This is a genomic window from Anaeroplasma bactoclasticum (assembly GCF_003550015.1).
GTDB lineage: Bacteria > Bacillota_I > Bacilli_A > Acholeplasmatales > Anaeroplasmataceae > Anaeroplasma > Anaeroplasma bactoclasticum.
Genome location: NZ_QXEV01000012.1, coordinates 1 through 22,666, shown reverse-complemented (window position 1 = coordinate 22,666; position 22,666 = coordinate 1). Strand labels below are relative to the sequence as shown.

Annotated in this window: 15 protein-coding genes; 2 read left to right on the top strand and 13 right to left on the bottom strand. The window is 31.2% G+C overall.

The features are described 5' to 3' along the window. The 9 genes from EI71_RS05980 to rpmG form a co-directional block, all read right to left on the bottom strand. Positions 1-1,665: a hypothetical protein gene (locus tag EI71_RS05980; protein ID WP_119016346.1), complete on the bottom strand. Its 1,665-nt coding sequence runs from the start codon at positions 1,663-1,665 to the stop codon at positions 1-3. 23 nt (positions 1,666-1,688) lie between these two features. Next, positions 1,689-2,900: a hypothetical protein gene (locus EI71_RS05975; protein ID WP_119016345.1), complete on the bottom strand. Its 1,212-nt coding sequence runs from the start codon at positions 2,898-2,900 to the stop codon at positions 1,689-1,691. Further along, positions 2,900-3,910, bottom strand: a complete 1,011-nt coding sequence (locus tag EI71_RS05970; protein ID WP_119016344.1) for a hypothetical protein — start codon at positions 3,908-3,910, stop codon at positions 2,900-2,902. Before EI71_RS05970 ends, EI71_RS05975 begins: the two co-directional genes overlap by 1 nt. 185 nt (positions 3,911-4,095) lie before the next feature. Continuing rightward, positions 4,096-5,103, bottom strand: a complete 1,008-nt coding sequence (asnA, locus tag EI71_RS05965) for an aspartate--ammonia ligase (protein WP_119016343.1) — start codon at positions 5,101-5,103, stop codon at positions 4,096-4,098. 147 nt (positions 5,104-5,250) lie between these two features. Then, positions 5,251-7,059, bottom strand: a complete 1,809-nt coding sequence (locus EI71_RS05960; protein WP_119016342.1) for an HD-GYP domain-containing protein — start codon at positions 7,057-7,059, stop codon at positions 5,251-5,253. 8 nt (positions 7,060-7,067) lie between these two features. After that, positions 7,068-7,682 carry an MBL fold metallo-hydrolase gene (locus EI71_RS05955; protein ID WP_162849817.1) on the bottom strand — a complete coding sequence of 205 codons (615 nt, stop codon included), beginning with the start codon at positions 7,680-7,682 and terminating at the stop codon, positions 7,068-7,070. Positions 7,683-7,744: 62 nt separating this feature from the next. Then, positions 7,745-10,090 (bottom strand): L-aspartate oxidase, encoded by a 2,346-nt coding sequence (gene nadB, locus EI71_RS10370; RefSeq protein WP_162849816.1) that lies wholly within the window; start codon positions 10,088-10,090, stop codon positions 7,745-7,747. Positions 10,091-10,098: 8 nt separating this feature from the next. Continuing rightward, complete coding sequence (nadA, locus tag EI71_RS05945) at positions 10,099-11,016, bottom strand: quinolinate synthase NadA (protein WP_119016340.1); 918 nt, start codon at positions 11,014-11,016, stop codon at positions 10,099-10,101. A 160-nt stretch (positions 11,017-11,176) separates the two neighbouring features. Further along, positions 11,177-11,326 carry a 50S ribosomal protein L33 gene (gene rpmG / locus EI71_RS05940; RefSeq protein ID WP_119016339.1) on the bottom strand — a complete coding sequence of 50 codons (150 nt, stop codon included), beginning with the start codon at positions 11,324-11,326 and terminating at the stop codon, positions 11,177-11,179. Between the two features lie 162 nt (positions 11,327-11,488). On the opposite strand from rpmG, the gene ispG reads away from it, so the two are divergent. Further along, on the top strand, positions 11,489-12,526 hold the full coding sequence (ispG, locus tag EI71_RS05935) for a flavodoxin-dependent (E)-4-hydroxy-3-methylbut-2-enyl-diphosphate synthase (protein WP_119016338.1): 1,038 nt from the start codon (positions 11,489-11,491) through the stop codon (positions 12,524-12,526). Positions 12,527-12,562: 36 nt separating this feature from the next. Here the strand turns inward: ispG and EI71_RS05930 are convergent, their stop codons facing one another. After that, positions 12,563-12,916 (bottom strand): hypothetical protein, encoded by a 354-nt coding sequence (locus tag EI71_RS05930; RefSeq protein ID WP_119016337.1) that lies wholly within the window; start codon positions 12,914-12,916, stop codon positions 12,563-12,565. A gap of 272 nt (positions 12,917-13,188) precedes the next feature. On the opposite strand from EI71_RS05930, the gene EI71_RS05925 reads away from it, so the two are divergent. Then, positions 13,189-15,540, top strand: a complete 2,352-nt coding sequence (locus EI71_RS05925) for a bifunctional diguanylate cyclase/phosphodiesterase (RefSeq protein WP_162849815.1) — start codon at positions 13,189-13,191, stop codon at positions 15,538-15,540. 184 nt (positions 15,541-15,724) lie between these two features. Here EI71_RS05925 and EI71_RS05920 read toward each other — a convergent pair whose 3' ends face one another. From EI71_RS05920 to EI71_RS10365, 3 genes are all read right to left on the bottom strand, one after another. Next, positions 15,725-18,976: an HNH endonuclease signature motif containing protein gene (locus EI71_RS05920; protein WP_119016335.1), complete on the bottom strand. Its 3,252-nt coding sequence runs from the start codon at positions 18,974-18,976 to the stop codon at positions 15,725-15,727. Positions 18,977-19,301: 325 nt separating this feature from the next. Further along, positions 19,302-22,202, bottom strand: a complete 2,901-nt coding sequence (locus EI71_RS05915; protein WP_119016334.1) for an HNH endonuclease signature motif containing protein — start codon at positions 22,200-22,202, stop codon at positions 19,302-19,304. A gap of 152 nt (positions 22,203-22,354) precedes the next feature. Next, a partial coding sequence (locus tag EI71_RS10365; protein WP_211321057.1) for a hypothetical protein occupies positions 22,355-22,666 on the bottom strand: 312 nt, incomplete at its 5' end.

Here is a 22,666-nt window from a genome sequence, read left to right as displayed (position 1 = left end):
TTATCCCTTCTTTCTCTTAATCTCTTTTATAATCTCTTTCTTTGTTTTTTTCCAAACCTCTTCATAATAGCTTGTGAATGCATTATATTCATTCTCAAGCTCATCAAATGCTTCCTTAGAGGTTTCTGCATTTTCTGAATTTATTTCTCCAGCCATTGCCTGGATGCCTTTAAATCTTCCTTCATTTAATCTCTTGAAATCTAAAAGCTCATTAATTTCTTTATCCTTAGATTCAATTTCCAAATCAGATGTTCTCTTAAGCTCATCATATTTTTTTCTTTCATTGGATAAATCTTCTTTTAACTTATCTGTTTTAGAAATAGCATTTTGTTTTTGAATTAAGGCTTCCTGAAGCTCATTTGTTTTCTTTTCTAATGCTTCTTTTAATTCTTCAATTTCTTTATTCTTTTCTTTGAGCTTATCTTCATACTGAGTACGGATTAAATCTTCACTAGCATTAACATCCTTTAATCTAGCCTCTAAATCTCTTAATTTACTTAAAAGATTATCAATATCCATTCTTAAGGCTTTATTATCCTTATCTAAGCCTTCCTTTACTAAGACAATCTTATCTAGATTATCTCTTAATACCTGCATCTGCATATTTTCAGATTCAAGTAAATTAATCTTATCCTCAAGTATTGCAACATAACTTGAAGGATCTGCTTGATATTTTTCTTTAATCTTATCAATTCTTTTTGAAAGCTCATCAATTGCCTTTTTCTTTTCATCTGCGATGATTTCATTTTTCTTGATTTCATAATCATCTGTTTTTGATTCTTTTAGTAAGGAAACTAAAAGCTCAAGGCCAAGCATTGGGAATGCTAGACTAGATGAAATAGGAACTACCTCAGTAACCTTATTCACGTGATAGCATTTTTTATCATAGTTTAATAAATACTCATATAGCTCTAATGAATTCGAGAAATTCTCATTCATTGTTAAAACATTTGTTTTTGTAATATTTGATGAAATTACAGGCTCTTTTGAAACAATTTGCATCAAAGGAGTCGCAAGTAGAGCTCCAACTCTTTCTCTTAAGGCTTCCATACGAGTAAGCTTTTTAGCTTCATGCTCTGTAAGCTTTTCTTCTAAAGTAGCATTTCTAAATTCAAGTCTTAAGGATAGCTCAATATCATCACCTAAGATTTCATTTCTTCTTCTAATTTGGAATACTCCATTTTCACCTTTAACGCTAGACATTACATCTTCTCTGATACGGAAGATAAAATCAGATAATGTTAAAAGCAATAAATAAATGAATTTATTTTCATATACACCATAATCTGTATCCTTGTTTACGGTATAAAGCTTAGATGGAGTGATATCTTCTCCTTCTGTATATTTTTCAATATAATCGGAATGCTTCGCTAAATGAGAAACAGAGGAAGGAGAAACCTTACGGATTCTTTCAATTGGTAATACCTCTCCTTCTTCACGAATAAACTGACGGTTTTCAAATACTGCAGCCTCTACATATTTAATCTTAGATTCTGTAAAGGTAATCCAATCATCTTCAATTATTATTTCGTTTTTAATTCTTTGGAAAATATCTTTATCACTATATCTTGTTAAATCCTTAATAATAGGATCTAATTCCTTAATATCCTTTATGCTTTGGATATAATCTGAAATTTTCCAATAGACCTTATTCATTTGGTCCATAGTTTCACCTCAAAATCTAAAATTTATCTTGCAGTCTGAGAAATACGGGCAATTGCATGACGGCACTCAGGCATAGAGCCTGAACCAAATAATTCATCAAGCTTATCATATAAGCTATCAATTTCCTTTTTAACTAAGGCAGCACTACCATTACCTAGCTTTCTAAATACCTTTTTAGCTAAGATATCATCGAGTGCTTCCATTTCCTCTCCACCGCAAGCAATATAGCAAGCTAGGTATTGCTTAATCTGGCGATTAATACGGTTACCAAAGGAAATATAGAAATTCTCTTGTAAATAAATATCAAGCTTTGTTAATAGGTCTGTTAATTCTTCTCTTACTTGGTAATTATTTCCAGTTTCCTTTGCAAGATTTAAGAAATCCTCTGCAGAGATTTTCATAGAACCTGGGTTTTGTGCATCAAATGGAGTAGCACGCTTATCCAAATTCATAATCATCGCACGGTCATATACCTTATCTGAAATAGAGAAAGTAGAGTCATCGTTATTAACTGTACCGATAAACCACATATTATCTGGTAATTTAATTTGACCCTCCTTAAGCTTAATTGGATCTCCAGGTAATGCGGCAGATACTACATCAATATATCTAGATTCAGGATCTGGAATTTCAAGTAAAGATAAGAATTCTGCAAAATAATACTCAACTCTTGCAATATTCATCTCATCTAGGATTGTAATAAACATATCTTTAGAATAATTTGCTTTATACAAGGATTCTAGGAATGGAGTTTCATTAAACTTCTTTGTGAATTCATTGTAATAACCAATTAAGTCTGTTCTTTCCTTCCACATTGGCTGAACAGGAATAATGGATGAATCATTTTCTGTAAATCTACCAAATGCGTAGGCTAAGGAAGTTTTTCCTGTACCAGACATACCCTGTAAAATCATAATATGGCTTGTTGCAAGACCTGTAATGAATCTTCTGATATCTTGCTCAGAATAATATAGACCTAAAGCACTTGCGGAATAATTTCTAAAATTATCACATAGCTCTTTAAAGGTAATTGGGCTATATACTTCAGGCTCTTTATTTTCATTTGCTTTATCAATATCAATTAAAGAGGTAAATCTAGATGCTCCAACTTCTTTTTTAGAATCATCCTTTGGATTTTTTGTATATAAAAAGAATAGGATTCCAAGTGCTAAAATTCCAACAAATAGAATGCCTAATAAAATTGTTAAAAATACTGGGTTTTGAAATAAATTCATTATAAGTTCTCCCTTCCCTTAGCATATATTCCTGCTTCAGTTAACCTTCTTTTAAATTCCTCTAGGTCTAAATATTTAGAAACCATAGGGAATAAGCGATAATCACATAAATACTTTAATGCCTTATCATTATTGATTCCTTGATTTACTAAAGTAACTAAGAAGTCATCTAAATGATTACAATCCTTGTTTTCTAAAGTAACACTCATAGAATCTAATACTTCTTCTATACCACTCATTTTTGTCCATAACTGGTCATTAATTGGATCCATAACCTTATGCATATTCTTAAATGAATTCATAGAAATTGTTTTATAGCCTGTATTTTCCTTTTCAACTCTTTTAAGTCTAGGATTCCAAATTGTATATTGTCTATTTAGTCTCTTATCTAAATAGTTACTATTTCCATAGGCAATAACGAAGATGTTATCTGGAAGCTTTGCCTTACCAACATAAGCATCATTGATATATTCATTCATTACCATTTCAATACCAGATGCTGGAAGCTCTATATAACGAATTAAAAATTCAGGCATTGGTACTTTATCCTTTATTGGCCAAAGTAAAAAGTGTGCAACTAAAGGATTTCTACATGCGCTATAGCAGCATTTTAATAAGGCTGCATCATATGCGCCCTTACAAACGAATGTATTATCACAAAAATATTCACTTATTTTAGATGTATATTCTAAGCAATCGGCATCATCGATTACGATTAACCTTGATGTTAGGCTAGAGATGAATACTTTTAATTCATCCTCTTTAATTTCCATTCCAAAATTCTTTAAATATTTGGAAATTTCTTCTGCCATATTTCTTAAGGCAACAGAGGTTAGTGTAAGATTGGGCATCTTAACATGGAAGCCCTTCTTTTCTTCCTTTTTAGCTACGTCAAACTTTAGGATGACTGGCTCATCCTCAGCTTCTTTTCCTTCCGCAACAAATATAGGCTCTGGTCCCTCATCCCTCTTATAGCTTGATACAACGACAGGCTCGTCTTTCTCTGGCATATTAACCCTCCTCAATGAAATTATTTATAAAATAAATAATCCCTAGAAACAATCAGTTTATTATAACATAGTTTTAAGCCCATTCAAACAATTTTCACACAACAACTTCATCGTTTTATCGATTTTTTTACAAAAAAGTGAAGCATACTTTGCATATGCTTCACCTTGTTTCTTTTCTTTTTTTATTACAATAAGATAATATTGTGTTTCCTTAATTCTTCTAAATCATTATCATCCCATACGGATGCTTGAACCTCACCGATATGAGCCTTCCTTAGCATGAACATACATAATCTAGACTGACCAATACCTCCACCGATAGTAAGTGGTAATCTAGAATTTAAGATATCCTGTACATATGGGTTTTCCATTTTAAATTCTTCCTTCTTTTCCTTTAGCTGAGTAAGAATAGATTTTTCATCGACACGAATACCCATAGAAGAAATTTCAAATGCGATATCAAGTACATCATAATATAGTAAAATATCACCATTTAAAGCCCAATCATCATAGTCTGCAGCTCTACCATCGTGTGGCATACCATTAGAAAGCTTACCACCAATGCCAAGTATGAATACTGCCTTCTTTTCTTTACAAATTAAATATTCTCTTTCTTGAGGAGTTTTATTAGGATACATCTGTAATAATTCTTCTGAAGTAATAAAATAAATATCCTCTGGTAATTCATTATATAAATGAGGGTGTACCTTAGATACCTTATGCTCAAGCTCTAAAATAACAGAATAAATATCTTTAACAGTCTTTCTTAAGAATATTTCATTTCTATCTTCACGAGTAATAATCTTTTCCCAGTCCCACTGATCTACATATGCAGAATGCATTGTATCTAAATCCTCGTCTCTTCTTATCGCATTCATATCCGTATATAGTCCTGTATGAGGTAAGAAGGCATATCTAGCTAAGGCATTTCTTTTCCACTTTGCTAAGGACTGTACAATTTCAACTTCAGAATCAATATTCTTAATATCGAAATTAACTCTTCTTTCATATCCATTTAGGTTATCATTTAAGCCTGTTTTTGGAAATACAAATAGTGGCGCAGAAACACGTGTTAGATTTAATTTATCTGCTAAATCTCTTTCAAATGTATCTTTGACAAATTTAATTGCAATCTCAGTATCCAAAAGTCCAAGCTCGGATTTATAATTTTCAGGTAAAATTAGCTTTTTCATAGTAATCCTCCAAAAAAACAATTTGTAAATATTTTATCATAATCTAAGAAAAGAAAAAAGGAAAAGATAATAAAAATGTGAATAATATACGGATTTTATATAAAATATTAAAAGAAAAAATCCTGATTTAAAACCAGGAAATCTTCATTATTCCTTTATAAGAGCTCTAGCTTCCATATATGCTTCATACATATAATGAGCTCTTTTTTCTTTTGTAATTATAGTAAATTCTTTAATTAATTCTTTACTTTCAGATAATATTTTTACTAAATCTGGATTATATCTAGTACCACTATCACTAATAAATTCTTCAATTACTGTTAATACATCCTTAGAGCTTTTATAATTTCTACCTAAGTCATCTGTTGCAGCATCCATACAATCGGCAATAGATACAATATCTATAATAATTCTATATGGGGATTTTGTATTCATATCTCCTTTAGGATACCCCTTTGTACCATCATACCATTTATGATGATATAAGATGATATCCATATATTTTCTTAAATCTGGATCATCCTTTACTAAGTCAATACCAAATTCTGGATGCAAAGAAATACCCTTAAATTCCATATCGGATAATCTTCTTCCTTGCTTGTTGATAACATTTGTAATTTTAACTTTACCAATATCGTGTAAAAGGGCGCTCTTTTTGACAAATTCCCTCAAATCATCATATTCTAGTGGGATATTATCAAATAAGCTCTTATTCTCCTTATATGCTACCTCAAATAGCTTTTTAGATAGCTTCATAACCATTACAGAATGCAAATATGTTGGAATTTGATTTTTGACAATCAAATTAAATATAGCTTCTTCCTTTTCCTTAGAATCTACTAAATATTTAATCGAGCATTCACACCATTCTGCAAGTACTGAATAAATAAATGGAGTTGGTACAACACCAAAGTAATGCTTATACTTAGACATAAAGGCTTCATTAATTTCATTGAATACCTTTCTTCTAAAGCTATTATCTAAACTTTGTGATAGCCATCTTTCAATTGCGATGGGGCTTTCCATAAATGTATAATAATTCTCTTGATTATATTCTCCATCAAAAGTATTTAAATTATATCTATAATACTCTAAATATCTATTGATACATTCCTCTAGAGTAATATGATTTAATAATCTTTCCTTTTCTAAATTAGAACTAAAAACAAAGGAATCCATCTCAAATTCATTCCCATTTAGAAGTTCCTCTTTATATAGCTTATCAATTACTTTAAATACTTCTTCTCTACCTTCACTTGATAATTCATTTGCCCTATCAATAACTGCAATCCAGTCATATTCAATCGTTTCAAATAATTCAACAATTCTATCGGTATCCTTATCGATAGACTGAACTAAATCAGAATAAAAGAAATCACGAGCCTCCTTATACCATTTAATGGATTCTTCTGGTGTTACAGTAGAATTCATTCCTAAGCATACACTAGATAAATTATAATAAACTAAAAAGAATTTTCTTCTAGAGATAAGTGGTAATTCCTGATAATGATCTTTTAAAGCTAATATCTTATATTGATACGTTAAATCAGCATCTAAATTAGCACTTCTTCTTTCACTTTCATTTAATAAATAGAAAGCAACATAATAAAGCTCAATAAGCTTTTCTATGTTGTTTTTTTCTTCATAATAATGAATTAGCTTTAACAAAATAGGATATAAGAAGGATGCATCCATTACATAATCATCATAAAGCTTATCTATTCCTTCTTCTAGTGCTTTAGCTTCTTCCTCATTTAAAATTTCTTCTTTGCTATAATTACATATTTCATCTAGCAATTGATTATCTATAGAATAAAACTCCTGAAGCTTTAAAGCTCTAGTTCTCATATTGGATAGCCAAGAATCAAAATCACTAGAGGAATCTAACAATTCATCAAGCTTTTTAATATTAAAATAATTCTCTTCATACTTCTCCATTATTTCTTTAAAATTCATAATGTCCCCTACCTTTGGATATATGGATTATACTTCTTTTCTATTTCAATGGTTGTTTCATTTCCATGTCCTGGATATACCTTTGTATCACCAGGATATGTATTTATAATTCTATTTAAGGATTTTAGCATTTCACTATAGGATCCTGTTGGGAAATCACATCTTCCACAGGAGCCTTGAAATAATGTATCTCCACTAAATAAACATTTATCAAAGGAAAAACAAATAGAGCCCTTGGTATGACCTGGGGTATGTAATACCTTAAATTTATATCCAATTAAATTTATTTCATCTAAATCAGATACTAAATGTATATTTAAGCTTCCCTTTGTATATGGAGTAATTCTTGCAAGCATTGGATATAAGGAATTTTCCATATCATATAAGGAATCCTCTTCTACCCTATGAATATAAACTGGTAAATCTAAAAAATACTGTATGCCATCGATATGGTCCATATGCGCATGAGTAATAAATATCGCAACTGGCTTATATTTTTCTTTAATGTATTTTGAGGCATTCTTATAATCTAGACCTGGATCTACAATAATACATTCCTTATTATCATTGGAAATAATATAGCTATTTGTATAAAAGCTTCCTGTAGTTATTACTTCTATCATAAAAATGCACCTCTTTTTATTTATCATAACATAAAAAAAACCATCTTTCGATGGCTTTTCTATTAATCTTTAATTTCATGGAATTTTAATGAAATGTCTAATGCCTTAACCGAATGAGTAATTGCACCTACACTGATAAAATCAACACCAGTTAAGGATACCTCTTCAACTCTATCTAAGCTCATATTACCAGATGCCTCTAGCATCTTCTTATGGTTATTTAGCTTAACACATTCTGCCATTAAATCTAGGCTCATGTTATCAAGCATTATAATATCGCATTCTGTATTTAATGCTTCCTTAAATTGATCTAAAGTTTCAACCTCTACTTCAATTTTAACATTTACCTTTGGCTTAATTTGACGTACTGCTTCAGTAATTCCTCCTGCAGCATCAATATGGTTATCCTTAAGCATTACCATATCGGATAAGGAATATCTATGGTTTGTACCTCCACCATGAGTTACAGCAAGCTTATCTAAATAGCGTAGTCCTGGCATAGTTTTTCTTGTATCTAAAATCTTTGTATTACCTTTAACCTTAGCTACATATTTAGATGTTTCTGTTGCAATACCACACATTCTTTGGATTAGGTTTAAAGCAACTCTTTCACCCTTAAGGATTGTTTTTGTATCACCCTCTAAAAGAGCAATTTTTTCCATTCTTGAAACCTTATCGCCATTTTTCTTATAGAATTTGATATTACATCTTCCACCAATAAGCTCAAATACTCTTCTAAATACTTCAACACCAGAAATAACTCCATTTGCCTTAGCAATAAGCATTGCCTTAGATTGATGTCCGTCTGGAATTAAATTATCTGTTGTAACATCACCATTTGGCATATCCTCAGCTAACGCATCCTTAATAATCTTATCTACCTTAATCATATCAAGGCTAGAGCTAATCATATAATGACAACCAATAGATTTAGGTCTAGATAATGCAGCATTAATGATAATCATTGCAATAGTTACCATATTTAATGTTTCATAATAATATCTAGACATAACCTCTAATGTTACTAAGTTCTTATAATGCTTTTCAATGATTCTTTTTGCAATATCTAAGCCTTCCTTAGTTCTTACAATGGATACATACTTATCCATAATTTCTCTAATTTCTGTACGAATCGCTTTAAAATTATATTTCTTAAAGTCTTCGTTCATTAAAGGATATACCTTATCTAGCTTCGTTCCATTTGTTATATTTTCATTAATGTCTTTAGCAACTCTATTACCATAAACTAAGCACTCAAGTAAGGAATTCGATGCAAGTCTATTTGCTCCATGTACACCAGTAGATGCACATTCACCTACAGCATATACATTACCTAAGGTAGTGTGACCAAGTAAATCTGTTGTAATACCACCACATAGGAAATGCTCAATTGGAGCAACAGGAATTAAATCCTTAGACATATCTACACCAATAGATAAGCACTTCTCATAAATTGTTGGGAATCTTTTCATTAAGAATTCCTTTGGCTTTGCAGTAATGTCTAAATATACATGGTCACTCCATGTATCAAACATTTCTCTATAAATCGCTTGGCTTACAACATCTCTTGGAGCAAGCTCCATACGCTCTTTATCGTATTTAGCCATAAAGCGTTCGCCTTCAATATTCTTTAATATTGCACCCTCACCACGAACAGCCTCACTAATTAAGAATCTTTGGCCTTGCTTTTCTTCTTCATATAATCCTGTAGGATGGAATTGTACAAATTCCATATTAGAAATATTAATACCAGCTCTATAAGCTAAGGCAATACCATCACCAACAGCGAATTTTTCATTCGTAGAATTCTTATAAATTCCACCAACGCCACCAGTTGCGATAACAATTTTTTGACAGAAGAAATAAACAGGCTCATTTGCTTGATTAATCGCAATTAAACCAATTGCCTTTTTATTCTTTTTAATAATTTCAAAGGCCATTTCATCTTCATATACTGTGATATTTTCTTGTTTTGCTAGGGTTTCTCTTAAATCTGCCATAACCTTAGCACCAGTAGCATCTCCACCAGCATGTAAGATTCTTCTTGATCTATGAGCACCCTCTAATGTTTTAACTAATTCGCCATTAGAATCTCTATCAAAATTAACACCAAGGCTAATTAAATTCTTAATATTATAGCCAGCCTCTTCAACTAATACTCTAGTTGCAGCCTTATCATTTAAATAAGAGCCAGCCTTTAGGGTATCCTCATAATGCTCTTCAATTTTATCTGGATCAAATTCAACCTCAGCAGCAATTCCACCTTGGGCTAAATTAGAAGATCCCTTTTCAATTTTATCCTTTACAAGGATAGCTATTTTTAAATTCTTATTTAGGTTTAAGGCAGTATAAATACCTGCTAAGCCTCCACCTAATATTACAACATCATATTCGAATGTTTTTTTCATCTTTACACCTACTTACTTAATTCAAGCATCTTATCGACGCACTTTACAGCCTTTTTAGCTACTTCTTCATCAATAAAAATTTCATTTGTCTCATTCTTAAGACAATTATATAAATCCTCTAAACGAGTAAGCTTCATTTCATAGCATTTTAATCTAGGTGATACTAAATAGAATTTCTTATCTGGATTTTTCTTCTCCATTTCATGAATTACACCCATTTCTGTACCAATAATGAATTCCTTTTTATCACTTTTAGTAACATATTCAATCAATTGCTTTGTTGAACCTATATAAGAAGCTTTAGAAAGTACATCTAAATTACATTCTGGATGAGCAATAAATTCTGCATTAGGATGTAACTTCATGGCATCTTCTACATCAGAAACCTTAACTCCATTATGGATTCCACAAAAGCCATTCCATAAATCAAGCTGAACATTAGAATTTTTCATCGCATAGGATCCTAAATTCTTATCAGGCCCATATAGAATTTTCTTTCCTTCTTTAGCATAATAATCAATAATACCTAAAGCATTAGAGGATGTAACGCAGCAATCTGCATATTGCTTACAAGCAGCAGTTGAATTTACATACATTAAAATAATCGTATCAGGATTTTCTTCTCTATACTTTTTAATATCCTTTTCATTCATCATATCTGCCATCACACAGCCAGCTTCCATTACAGGTAACAATACCTTCTTTTTAGGAGATAATAGCTTTGCAGTTTCTGCCATAAAATGTACACCACAGAATACGATGATTTTGGCATCAGTTTTTGAAGCCTTTTGTGCTAAAGCTAGGGAATCACCTACATAATCTGCAATATCTTGAATATCACCATCCTGGTAATAATGTGCTAGAATAATTGCATTCTTCTCTTTTTTCCATTTATTGATGTCTAAATACATTTCTTCTTTAGTCATTTTATAACCTCCAAATATCCTATAAATTCATTTATAGATTTCATTGTTATTCTATTATAGTATAATATTGTTCTTTTGAAAACTAATAAAATAATACAAACGTTTTTAATCGAGAAAAAGAAAAAAAGGCCTAAGGCCTTATTCTCTATATAAATTATTATTACTTCTTTTCTTTATGAACAGTATGCTTACGGCAATGAGGACAATATTTCTTAATCTCCATTCTTTCAGGAGTTGTCTTCTTGTTCTTGTCTGTATAATAATTCTCGTTCTTGCAATCAGAACAAATTAACTTTACTAAGTCACGCATATTTTTCCCCTCCAGACCTAAAGATTAACTTCCTAACGTATTATATCAAAAGGCAAGTTAGATTGCAACAAGATTTTATAAATTTTTAAAGCTTTTAATTTATTAAAGAGCGCTAATGTCTTTTTTCAAATTTTAATGTATAATATGTTTTGGGTGATAAGTATGTTTTTAAGAAATCAAACTAGAGTGGTAAAGGTTGGAAATCGTTATTTAGGTGGAGATAATCCAATCCTTATTCAAAGTATGTGTAACACAAAAACAAAGGATGTAGAAGCAACTATAAATCAAATCCTAGCGCTTGAAAAGCTTGGATGTGATATCATAAGAGTTGCTGTATTAGATAAAGAGGATGCCTATTCTATCCATAAAATAAAAGAAGGTATCCATATCCCATTGGTCGCTGATATTCATTTTGACCCAGAACTAGCTATTATAGCTATTAAAGAGGGCGTCGATAAAATAAGATTAAACCCTGGTAATATTAGAGATAAGGATAAAATTAAAGAGATTGTAGAATTATGTAAAGAAAGAAAAATCCCTATCCGTATTGGTGTAAATGCTGGTTCCTTACCAAAGGGATGGGAAGTGAATGCTTCCAATATGATTAAAGCCGCAAAAGAGCATATTGAAATATTAGAGGATTTAGGATTTTATGATATTGTCCTATCGATTAAGGCTTCTAATATTAAATTATCTTTAGAAGCATATAAGCTTGCAAGTGAAACATTCCCATATCCTTTACATATAGGAATCACAGAAGCAGGAACTGCATTTAAAGGATTAATTACTTCTTCTATTGGATTATCTAAATTATTAGAATTAGGTATCGGTAATACTATAAGAGTATCTCTAACAGGAGATCCTCTTGATGAGGTAAAAGCAGCAAAGGTAATTCTAAATGAAGAAGGCTTAATTGAAAATATGCCAATTTTAACCTCTTGTCCTACCTGTGGTAGAACACAAATTGATTTAATTCCTTTAGCAAAAAAGGTTGAAGAATACCTATATACTGTAAATAAACCAATTCATGTTGCTGTAATGGGCTGTGTTGTAAATGGTATTGGTGAAGGCAAGGAAGCGGATTTAGGTATTGCAGGCGGAAAGGGCACTGCAGTAATATTTAAAAAGGGAGAAATCGTTCGTACCATTAAGGAAGAAGATATTCTAGAGGAGTTAAAAAAAGAAATAGATTCTATGTAGAAAAAAAGTCTGGTCCATTTATGAACCAGACATTTTTTATGGCATTAAGCTTTTAGTAATTAAGAAATAAACACCACACATAACTAAAGGTATAAATACAACTATAATTTTTACAATAAATAAAGCATCTCCCTTAAAATATGTAAACGACATTGCATAGCTCATTGCAGCAACACCATTTACAAATGTTGCAATTAAGAAATTTCCTAAAACCCAAATAAGCATATTAGAAATAAAAGGTTGAACTATGTTTGTAACTTGTTCAGCATCTTCTATTCCAACAATTTGATTTTTACAATTTACATATCCAATAATAAAATATATAGTTCCACCTATAAACATCAAAGCTCCAACAATGGATAAAATGATGGATAATTTTCTTGCAGTCATTTTAAATCCTCCTAGCGAAAATACACTACTTATAATATCACAATTAATCATAAAAATAAAACTTAATTATTCAATAATCCTAACGTTAGTTGTTATTTTTATATGATTTAGAAATAAAACATTATTTTAATAATGAATTCACAGTTCAAATATATGTCCTATTTCCTCTTAATACTTTCAATTTTGTTGCTTTTAAGGGAAAATAACTTTATAATCAAGGTGAGAGATTACGATTATTATTTTTTAATATATTTATGAGAGGGGGTCATATTATGACACTACCGCCTTTATTTCAAAGACAGCACAAGCTTTTGACAACAAATCAGAGATTGAAGCAAGTTAAATCTAAATTTATTGCTTTCTTAATTATTTTCTCTTCTATTATTATTGCAATAATAATAGTATTTGCTATTGAGTTCAATAGAGTATCCCACTTAACATATGATTCTATTGCTGAAGAAAGAATTAAGAATACTGGATATCAAAGGTCTTCATTAGTTAGTTATTATTTAAAAAGCAGTTTTTTGGATATGGAGACATTCTCTACAATTGTTGACAATGCCGATATAACAGATAGTAATGGTGATATAGTAGATGAAAAATTATATCAGTTATTAGATAATAAAAATGTTCCACGTTCCATAGAGGATTCAGGTATAATCTATAACGGAAAAGCAATTTTTAGATCAGATTATTCTTTTGATTTAAAGGATGATTTCCATACAATCACAAATAATAGTTTATATACTGATGTTGATATTAAACAAGGGGATAACATAAAAAATGAAACCGTCTATTTCTTAATCCCTGCACCACTAAATACTACGCATCCAGAAATAACTGGCTATATTGGAAAATTCTGCTATGAACACTTTGATGAGCTAGTATCAACTCCTATTTATAACCAAGAATCAACAACATTAATTGTTAGAAAAAATGGAGATATTATTTATTATACTTCAATGCTTCATAAATGGAGATTTGATGGTACAGGTCCTTATGGATGGCCAGAATTTACGAATCTTTCAATTGCTATGAGAGATTATTGGGTTAGTTCTACTGATTATAATAGATACGTAGAATTCATGGAAAATGATGAAGCTATTATATTTAATGCAGGTAAAGAGGATAGAGATGGTATGTTCTATAAAGCAATTCTTTCCTATGGAGATGAAGATAACCCAATTTATTTAATATTTATGGCTCCTAAAGCATATTTAATAACCAAGACAGAAACATTAACTAAAATTGCTGTTTCATGCTTCTATAGCTCTTTAGTTATTTCTGCTACCTCAATCATATTACTTACTTTATTAATACTGATTCAATTTGTTAAGAAGAAAAAAATTGAATCCTTTGATTTTGAAACAGGATTGCATCATGAAAATGCATTCTACCATGACACTCAAGCAGTCCTATTACAACATCCAAAAAACCAGTTTGGTCTTGTTCACGTTAACATTCAAAACTTTAAACGAATCAATGCAAGCTTTGGTTCTGAAACTGGTGATATAATCATCAAACAGGTTGGAGCTCTTCTTCAATCCAAAATGGAAGGTGAACCTAACGAACTTGCAGGATATCAACATGGAGTTGGATTCATGATTCTATTAGAAGGTAATCAAGATGACATTTTATATAAATTAAATGATCTTAATTATTCCTTGACAAATAAGCACTATGAATATGAACAAAAATTATCATTCTCTTATGGAATCAAAATGACAGACGCTCAATATTCCTTAGACCTTCATACAGAATTCGATCATGCAAAGCATGCAAATCAAAATAGAAAAAAAGATGTTATTTATACTTTCTATGATGATAACATGGTTAAAATGCAAAAGGAACAAGATGATTTAAATGGTAGATTTGAAGAAGCATTAGCGAATGAGGAATTTGAAGTATTCTTACAGCTTAAGTGGGATTTAAAGAAAAATGACTGGGCTGGAGCTGAGGCTTTATGTAGATGGAGAGACCCAATAAAAGGATTAATTTCTCCTGGCAAATTCATTCCATTATTCGAACAAAATGGTAGAATCGTTAAACTAGATGAATATATGTTTGAACAAACATGTAAGATTATTTCTAAAATGATGGCAAATGGAGAAAGATGTGTTCCTGTATCCTTTAACCTTTCTAAGAGAAATTTCCAGGATTTATCTTTTATCGATAGATACCAAGAAATTATTGAAAAATATAATATTCCTCATGAATTAATAGAAATCGAAATCACTGAAGGATTATTAGTAGATAATGTTGAAGCATTTACAAGTTTCATTAAGATTTTCCACGAAAATGATTTCCATATTTCTATGGATGACTTTGGTACTGGTTATTCTTCTTTAAATATGATTCACCAATTAGATTTTGATGTAATCAAGATTGATGCAAAATTCTTCCGTGGTGGATTTGATGAAGCAAATCAAACCATTGTATCTTCTATTATTAAGCTATGCCATAAGCTTAATAAGCTTGTTGTTGCAGAAGGTGTAGAACAAGCAAATGAGGTTGAATTCCTAAAGGATGCTGAATGTGATATCGTTCAAGGTTACTATTTTGCTAAACCTCTTCCTGTAGAAGAATTCAAAGCATTATTATTCTCTAAACCAGAAAATAAATAATGACCAAAAGCCCTGAAATCAGGGCTTTTCTTATGCATAGAAAAAAGCATGCGAGTCGCATGCTTAATCCTCTAAGAAATTAACGATTCTATCGCCTGCTTGGCTAGATCCAAAGCTTTCAGCGATAACATCAACAATACTTAATTCTTCATCTATAATAATTGGCTTAATATACTCTTTCATATTAGAACTCTCCTAACGCACCAATAATTGCGGAATCTGTAATTCCTAATTCACTAGCGTTTTTAATATAGTATTCAGCTAAAGAATGCATACTATAAACTGTACCCATTGTATAGAACTTAACACCATCAATACATACATAGCTTCTAGCAGAAATCCATGTGTTATAATTCTTTGCACTTACTGGGATAAGAACTGCATACTGAACATAAGCTCCATTTGGATCTTCTTCTTTTGCACCCATCTTAGATACAAACACAGGATTTAATTCAAACTCTTTATATCCACCATTTGGATCATATGGATCTAATGCAAGTTCAACACCAAATGTAACCTTTGTTCCTCTTGTAAGTAATTCTTCATAAACGCTTCTTTCCATAAATTCGCCAAAACGAATATATGCGTTTGATACTGTATATGAAGCTTCAACTCCACCAGTTTTCTTAAAGAAGCAAACTTCTTCAACACTACCTGAAGAGCTTGGATATGTAGTAAATCTTGGTGAACTTGTATTGTACTTTAATATTAATTCATTAGAAACCATACTAACTACACCAGAATATACACTAATTGTCCATTCTTGTGCACTATCCTTAGATAAAGCATAAGAAATGTTCTTTTTACCACTAGTAATTAAATATCCATTGGAATTCTTGAAATAGAATTTATCAACTGCACTTCCTTGTTCTAAAGTTAGAGAAACAGCTGAACCAATGCTTGTCAATTGTGTTCCATCAGTGCTTGCAGTTACATTTTCTACAGCTGAAATACCCTTATCAACTGCACCAAATGCTGAATCTAGTGCCTGGTTAGTAATGATGACTTCTGCTCCATCAGCAATATCTGATAGAGATTCAACCTTAGTATATGCTGTTACACCAGACTGAGTAATTGTAGCAGAATAATCAAACATTAAAGATGATTTAATATTATCGTTTCTAAATGCATCAACAGGAGCAAATAATGCTTCATATGCTGCTTCAGCCTCTAATAATTTATCATAATTTGTTACATATGCCTGAGTATCAGGAGATATACCATTATAGGATTCTCTTGCTTCTTTACAGCAACCCTCATTTAATAATGTGATATTCGATGGAATTGCATCAATTGCTTCAATTGTAGGCTCTGCATAATGCATCTTAGTTAATTCAATAACTTCTAAATCTGCATTTCGTAACACATCATAATTTGTCACTTCTGCTCTTTCTAAAGTATTTAGTGCAGCATATGCAGTAAATATTTCTGAAATTAATTCACTATCTGTATAGGATAATGGGTTAGGTAAATTATTAATCATATCAATTACTTTATTTACCTTTTCCTCATTAACTGTCATACCAGCTGTAGTATATTTGAATAATGCAAGTGTATAATCACCAGTTACTGTTTCATAGCTTGTAAAATCATAATGAGAAGTATCATAAGCCATAATACCATTTTTAGCTTTAGGAGATACTAAATTTGCAACACCATCATTAATAGTTACTGTATAAGAGCTATATTCAGTAATAGTTGCTTCTGTAACTAGATTTTTATACTTATCCTCTTTAGAAGGAACTAAATAACCATCACCAGTATTAAATGCGTAAGTGCCAGAAGTAAGACCTGCTTCTACAGTTAAAATAGTAGCCTCACTGTTTTCAGGAAGAGCAATTTCATCATCCTTAATTGTTACGCCAACACCAGCTCTATAATACTTAGAAACAAGCCCACCTAAGGCATAGCTGCTCTTAGGGCAAACAATTAATACCTTATCGCCAACTTCTAATTCATCTAAGTTCTTTATTTGTTTATAAATAGTTGATTCAAGTGCAGAAATCATTTGAAGTGCTAAAGTAAGCTTTTCTGCATTTGTAACATTACATCTTTCATCAAAGCTTAATGCCATAAATGCATTATCTGCATTATATACAGCATCCTTATCATCTAATGTAATTGTATCTGGTAATGCATTAATCATTGCAATAACATTATTAACTCTTTCTTCGCTTTCTAGTGCATTAATTGTATCAATTGCTTTAGAAAGCTTAGAATAATTTGTTACTAATGTTCTTTCTGTATAATTTAAGCCTGCATAAGCCTGCTGTACAGAACGTACATTTTGAGTATCTTCCATCGTAATTGTTAAAGGAAGCTTATCAATGCTTGCAATTACACTATCAACCTTATCTTGATCAACTACTGTAGTATTTGTATTTCTTTCAATAATTTCAGACCAATAGTTAGATAAATCCATAGATGTACCACTCTTAGATTTTACTTTTGTGAATAAAGCCTCAGAGTTTGTTACTAATAATTTATCACTTGTATTTAATCTACAATATTTAGCATATGCATTATAAACATCTGCATCTGTTGAAGAAGTTTGTAATGCATCTACTGCATTTATTACATCTAAAGCAGAATATGCTGTTTTTGTAGGAGTATCTACATAGCTATTATTCCAAATAGTATCTACCCATTCTGGGTGATCAATAAATGGATTTCTATTTCCCTGTTCCGCTTCTATCGCATCATTACGAATAAGCTCTTTATCAGATACAGGGTCTAAATGAGACCATTTTGTAAATAAGTCTAATGCATAATCGGATAGATAAGGATATGTAGACTTAAATACATCCTTTGCACCACTAGTCCAAGAACCACACTGGTCTTTATAGCGGATAGCCATATAAAAATAGCCTCTAGCGATATCTCCTTTGTATTCATCAATTGGCTCAAATACAGTTCCAGAATAACCAGATAGATTACTTGATCCTAGCTTTGAACCATTTTTTGAAGTATAAGTTGCATTTTTTACTTCTCCATATAAATAGCTACCTCTTCGATTATTTACATAGCCATCTGTAGCAAGTACATGGAATGCATCGCCTTTCATAGGTAGGTTTTCATTAAACCAAGACTGAGGAACGGTATGCTCTCTATTATAAGCATCGCCTTCTTTTTGATATGAACCAGCTTGGTCAGAACCCTTATTAAATAAGACCTCGGAATAAGTATCCCAAATCTTATTTGTTCCAGGATAAACATCGGAAGTTCCATATAAACTCCATAGATTGTCATAAGACAATTTGTGAGTATGTGTACTTGTAACTAATGTATTTAATGCATCAGCTAAAGTAGTTCCACTAACTCCACCATCAATACTTTGGTAATAATCTGCAGTAGATGCCGCACTAACGCCAATAGTTGAAGCTAGTGCAATTCCAAATAGTGAAACCCCCACTAAATTCTTTATTTTTTTGCCCATTATTAACTCTCCTTTTAGACAAATACCCCTTTGTCTATTATTTCTTATAGCGAACACATTATACTTTGAAAAACACTATTATTCAACTGTTATTAGAAACATTTTTGATAAAAATGTGAATTTACTAAACAAAAATAAAATATATGTCTAAATCGTTTTAGAAAAACAGCATCTAACTAAAAAGAAAAAGCATGCGGTTGCATGCTTAATCCTCTAAGAAATTAACTATCTTATCGCCTGCTTGGCTAGTTCCAAAGCTTTCAGCAATAACATCTACAATTTTGATTTCTTCTTCTATAATTATTGGTTTATTATACTTTTTCATTTAAAACTCTCCTAAAGCACCTAAAACTGTAGGATCTGTAATTCCTAGGGTTGATGCATTATTAATATAGTATTGTGCTAGAGTATGTAAGCTATAGGATGCACTTTCCATAAAATACTTAGTACCATTAATTTCTACATAACATTTAGCATAAATTGTTGTGGAATAATTTTCTTCGGATACAGGAATTAATGCAGAATACTGAACATATGAGCCATTTACATTTGAAGTGGTTGCTCCAATAGATTCAACATATACAGGATTACATGTGTAATAAGAATATGTTGTTCCATTCTTAGATAATGCAACGCCAAAGGTAGCATTTGAATCTAATTCTAATAAATTCTCATATAAGCTCTTATCCATTCCTCCACCAAAACGAATATAAGCATTGGATACAGAATATGTAGTAGTTGTTGTACTTCCACTAGAATACTTATATATTTTAACGTCGATCTGCCCAGAACTATAGCAAGCAAATATACCACTATTCGCAGTATTATATTTTAATATGTTTCTAGTATTCGCGCCTTGAGCAGTAATGGTAGCCACTCCTGAGGAAGTTATAGAAATTGCCCAGGAAGCATTGTCATCCTTTGATGATTGTGTTTTTAAATAATTACTACTAGAACTAGCAGCGTATAAATATCCGTCCCCAACATTAAATGCGAATGTGTTTGCCTTTGTACCAGCCTCTAAAGTGATAATTTGAGGAGTTGAAGTACTATCATATGTTAATGTAGTTCCAGATTTAGTTATTGAAACGGAACCTCGATTATTGGGGTTTTGAGTAGTACTTAACGCCTTATCTTCACTTGATGCAGCAATGATTATATTATCTCCAGCTGCAAGAGTGCTTGCATCAGTAACTAAATTATATCCTTCTACTCCAGTTATAGTTTCTTCTTGTGATGAGTAAGAGAACTTTGCTGAAGTCTTAGTAGTTAAATTTTCAAAAGATGTAATACTTACACGTAAAGTGTTTAAGCTACTTCTTGCTTGAGTTAATAAAGAATAATTTGTAACTAATTCTTTTTCAGAACTATTTAATGCACCATATGCATTCTCTGCTGCAACAATACTTACTTCATCAGATAATGTAATGTTTTCTGGTAATGCATTAATTAAATTAATAACAGTATTTACTTCTTCTTGATTAATAGTGTCATCAACTATGTGCTTATAAATTTGAAGTGAAAAATACTCTGAATCATCTATAGTACTATTACTTGTAAACTCGGTATATTTACTATTTTTTAAAAATGCCATAGTTCCATTTGTATAGCTGCCGCTTGATGCTATTGTAGCAATACCTGAAGAAATTGAAATATTATATGAACTATTTACACTAATAGTCGTTTCCGTAAGCAAACTCTTATGGTCAGAAGTTGGAACTAAATATCCATCTCCTGTATTAAATGCGAATGTGTTAGATGTCGTTCCTTGAGCTAATGTTAAAACAGTAACTCTAGAATCTTCAGCTAAACGAATAATATTATCTGCCTTTTCAATAGATACAGCCTCTCTATAATAATTACTATATGTTGGTCCTAGTGCATAATTATAATTTGCAGCTGCAATTATAACACTATCACCAACAGATAAATCACTAGGATTTGTAACTAATGTAAAAGGTGTTTTGGATAAATTATCTAAAGTAGTAAGTGCTGCATCTAAAATAGCATAATTTGTAACTAATGCCTTTTCACTACTATTTAGAGCATTATATGCTGTATTTGCTTGATTCACTGCTGTTGCATCAGATGCTGTTACAGGTGATGGTAGGGCATTGATTAATGCGATAACATTATCTACTTTTGTTTGATCTACTGTGACGTCATGAGTATTTCTTGCAATAATTTCAGGCCAATATGTATCCAAATCTATAGATGAATTAGCTTTAGATTCAACTAAGCTAAATAATGTTGATACATTTGTAACTAAAGATTTATCACTTGTATTTAATCTACAATATTTTGCGTAGGCACTATAGACATCCTCATTTGAAGATGATTGAGTTAAAGTATTAATTGCGCTTACAACATTAGAAGCCGAATATTTAGTATTACTTGCTGAATCTGTATAACTATTTGTCCAAATGGTATCAATCCATTCTGGATGATCAATGAATGGATTTCTATTTCCTTGAACAGCTTCTATCGCATCATTACGAATAATCTCCTTATCAGATACAGGGTCCTCATGCGACCATTTCGTAAATAGATTTAAGGCATAGCTTGTTAGGTAAGGATAGCTTGAGGTGAAGGCAACTTCTGCACCATCTCCCCAATTCGCTAGCTTATCACTATATCTGATTGCCATATAGAAATAGCCTCTTGCAATATCTCCTTTATATTCATCGATAGGCTCAAATACTTTTCCTGAATAACTAGATAGTTTACTAGATCCTAGCTTTGAACCATTTCCGGAAGTATATTTTGCGCTTCCTACTTCGCCATAAGGCCAATTAGACCTTTGCCCATTTACATAAGCATCTGTAGCTAAAATATGATGTGTATCGGCAACCATAGGAGATGCTTTAGTAAACCAGGACTGAGGAACAGTATGTTCTCTATTATATTTTTGTCCTTCTGCGTCATGGCTCCCCTCATCTTGATCATCACCAACAGTATAAAGCTTTTCAGAATAAGTATCCCATATTATACCTGTGCCAGGTAAGACATCTGTAGTGTAATATGCAGTCCACAAACCAGAATAGCCAATTTGATTTGTATGCTTACTCTCACTTAGAGTATGTAGGCTTGATGCTAGTGATGTACCACTGGAGGTATTAGTAATTGCCCCATAATAATCTGCAGCATAGCTAGTAACACCTAAGGTTGAAGCAAGTGCCACTCCCATTAGTGGTATCCCAACTAGATTTCTCCATTTTCTTTTCATTTTTTATATCTCCTTTTTTTATAGAAAGTACTTATCAAGTACCTTTAACCTAGGAGTATTATTATACTTTAAATTTATAATTTAATAAATAGTCATTTGTTATATTATTTTGAGTTTCCCCATTTTTAAATTCATACGAAATTTTGTCAATTTTAGGAGATGTCAAATCTGACTCCCATTACAGTCCACAAATCTCGTCTTCGTTTATTTCTTTTAGGGTAAATTATTGAAATTAAGTCCTTGCTAAAAAATGAAATAACCCCTTTTATTCCATCGCTTATTCTATATAACCAGAATAGCACCTTTTCCCTTATTTGATTTTTGATTTTTCTTATTGCTTTTCCTACAGCCTTCATATTTATGACATTGCTAAAAAACATTACATATGTTAGTAATGTATTTAAGGCTTGAATTCTTTTATATCTTCTAACCTTTATCTTTTCAAAAGAAAACTGTTGTTTCTT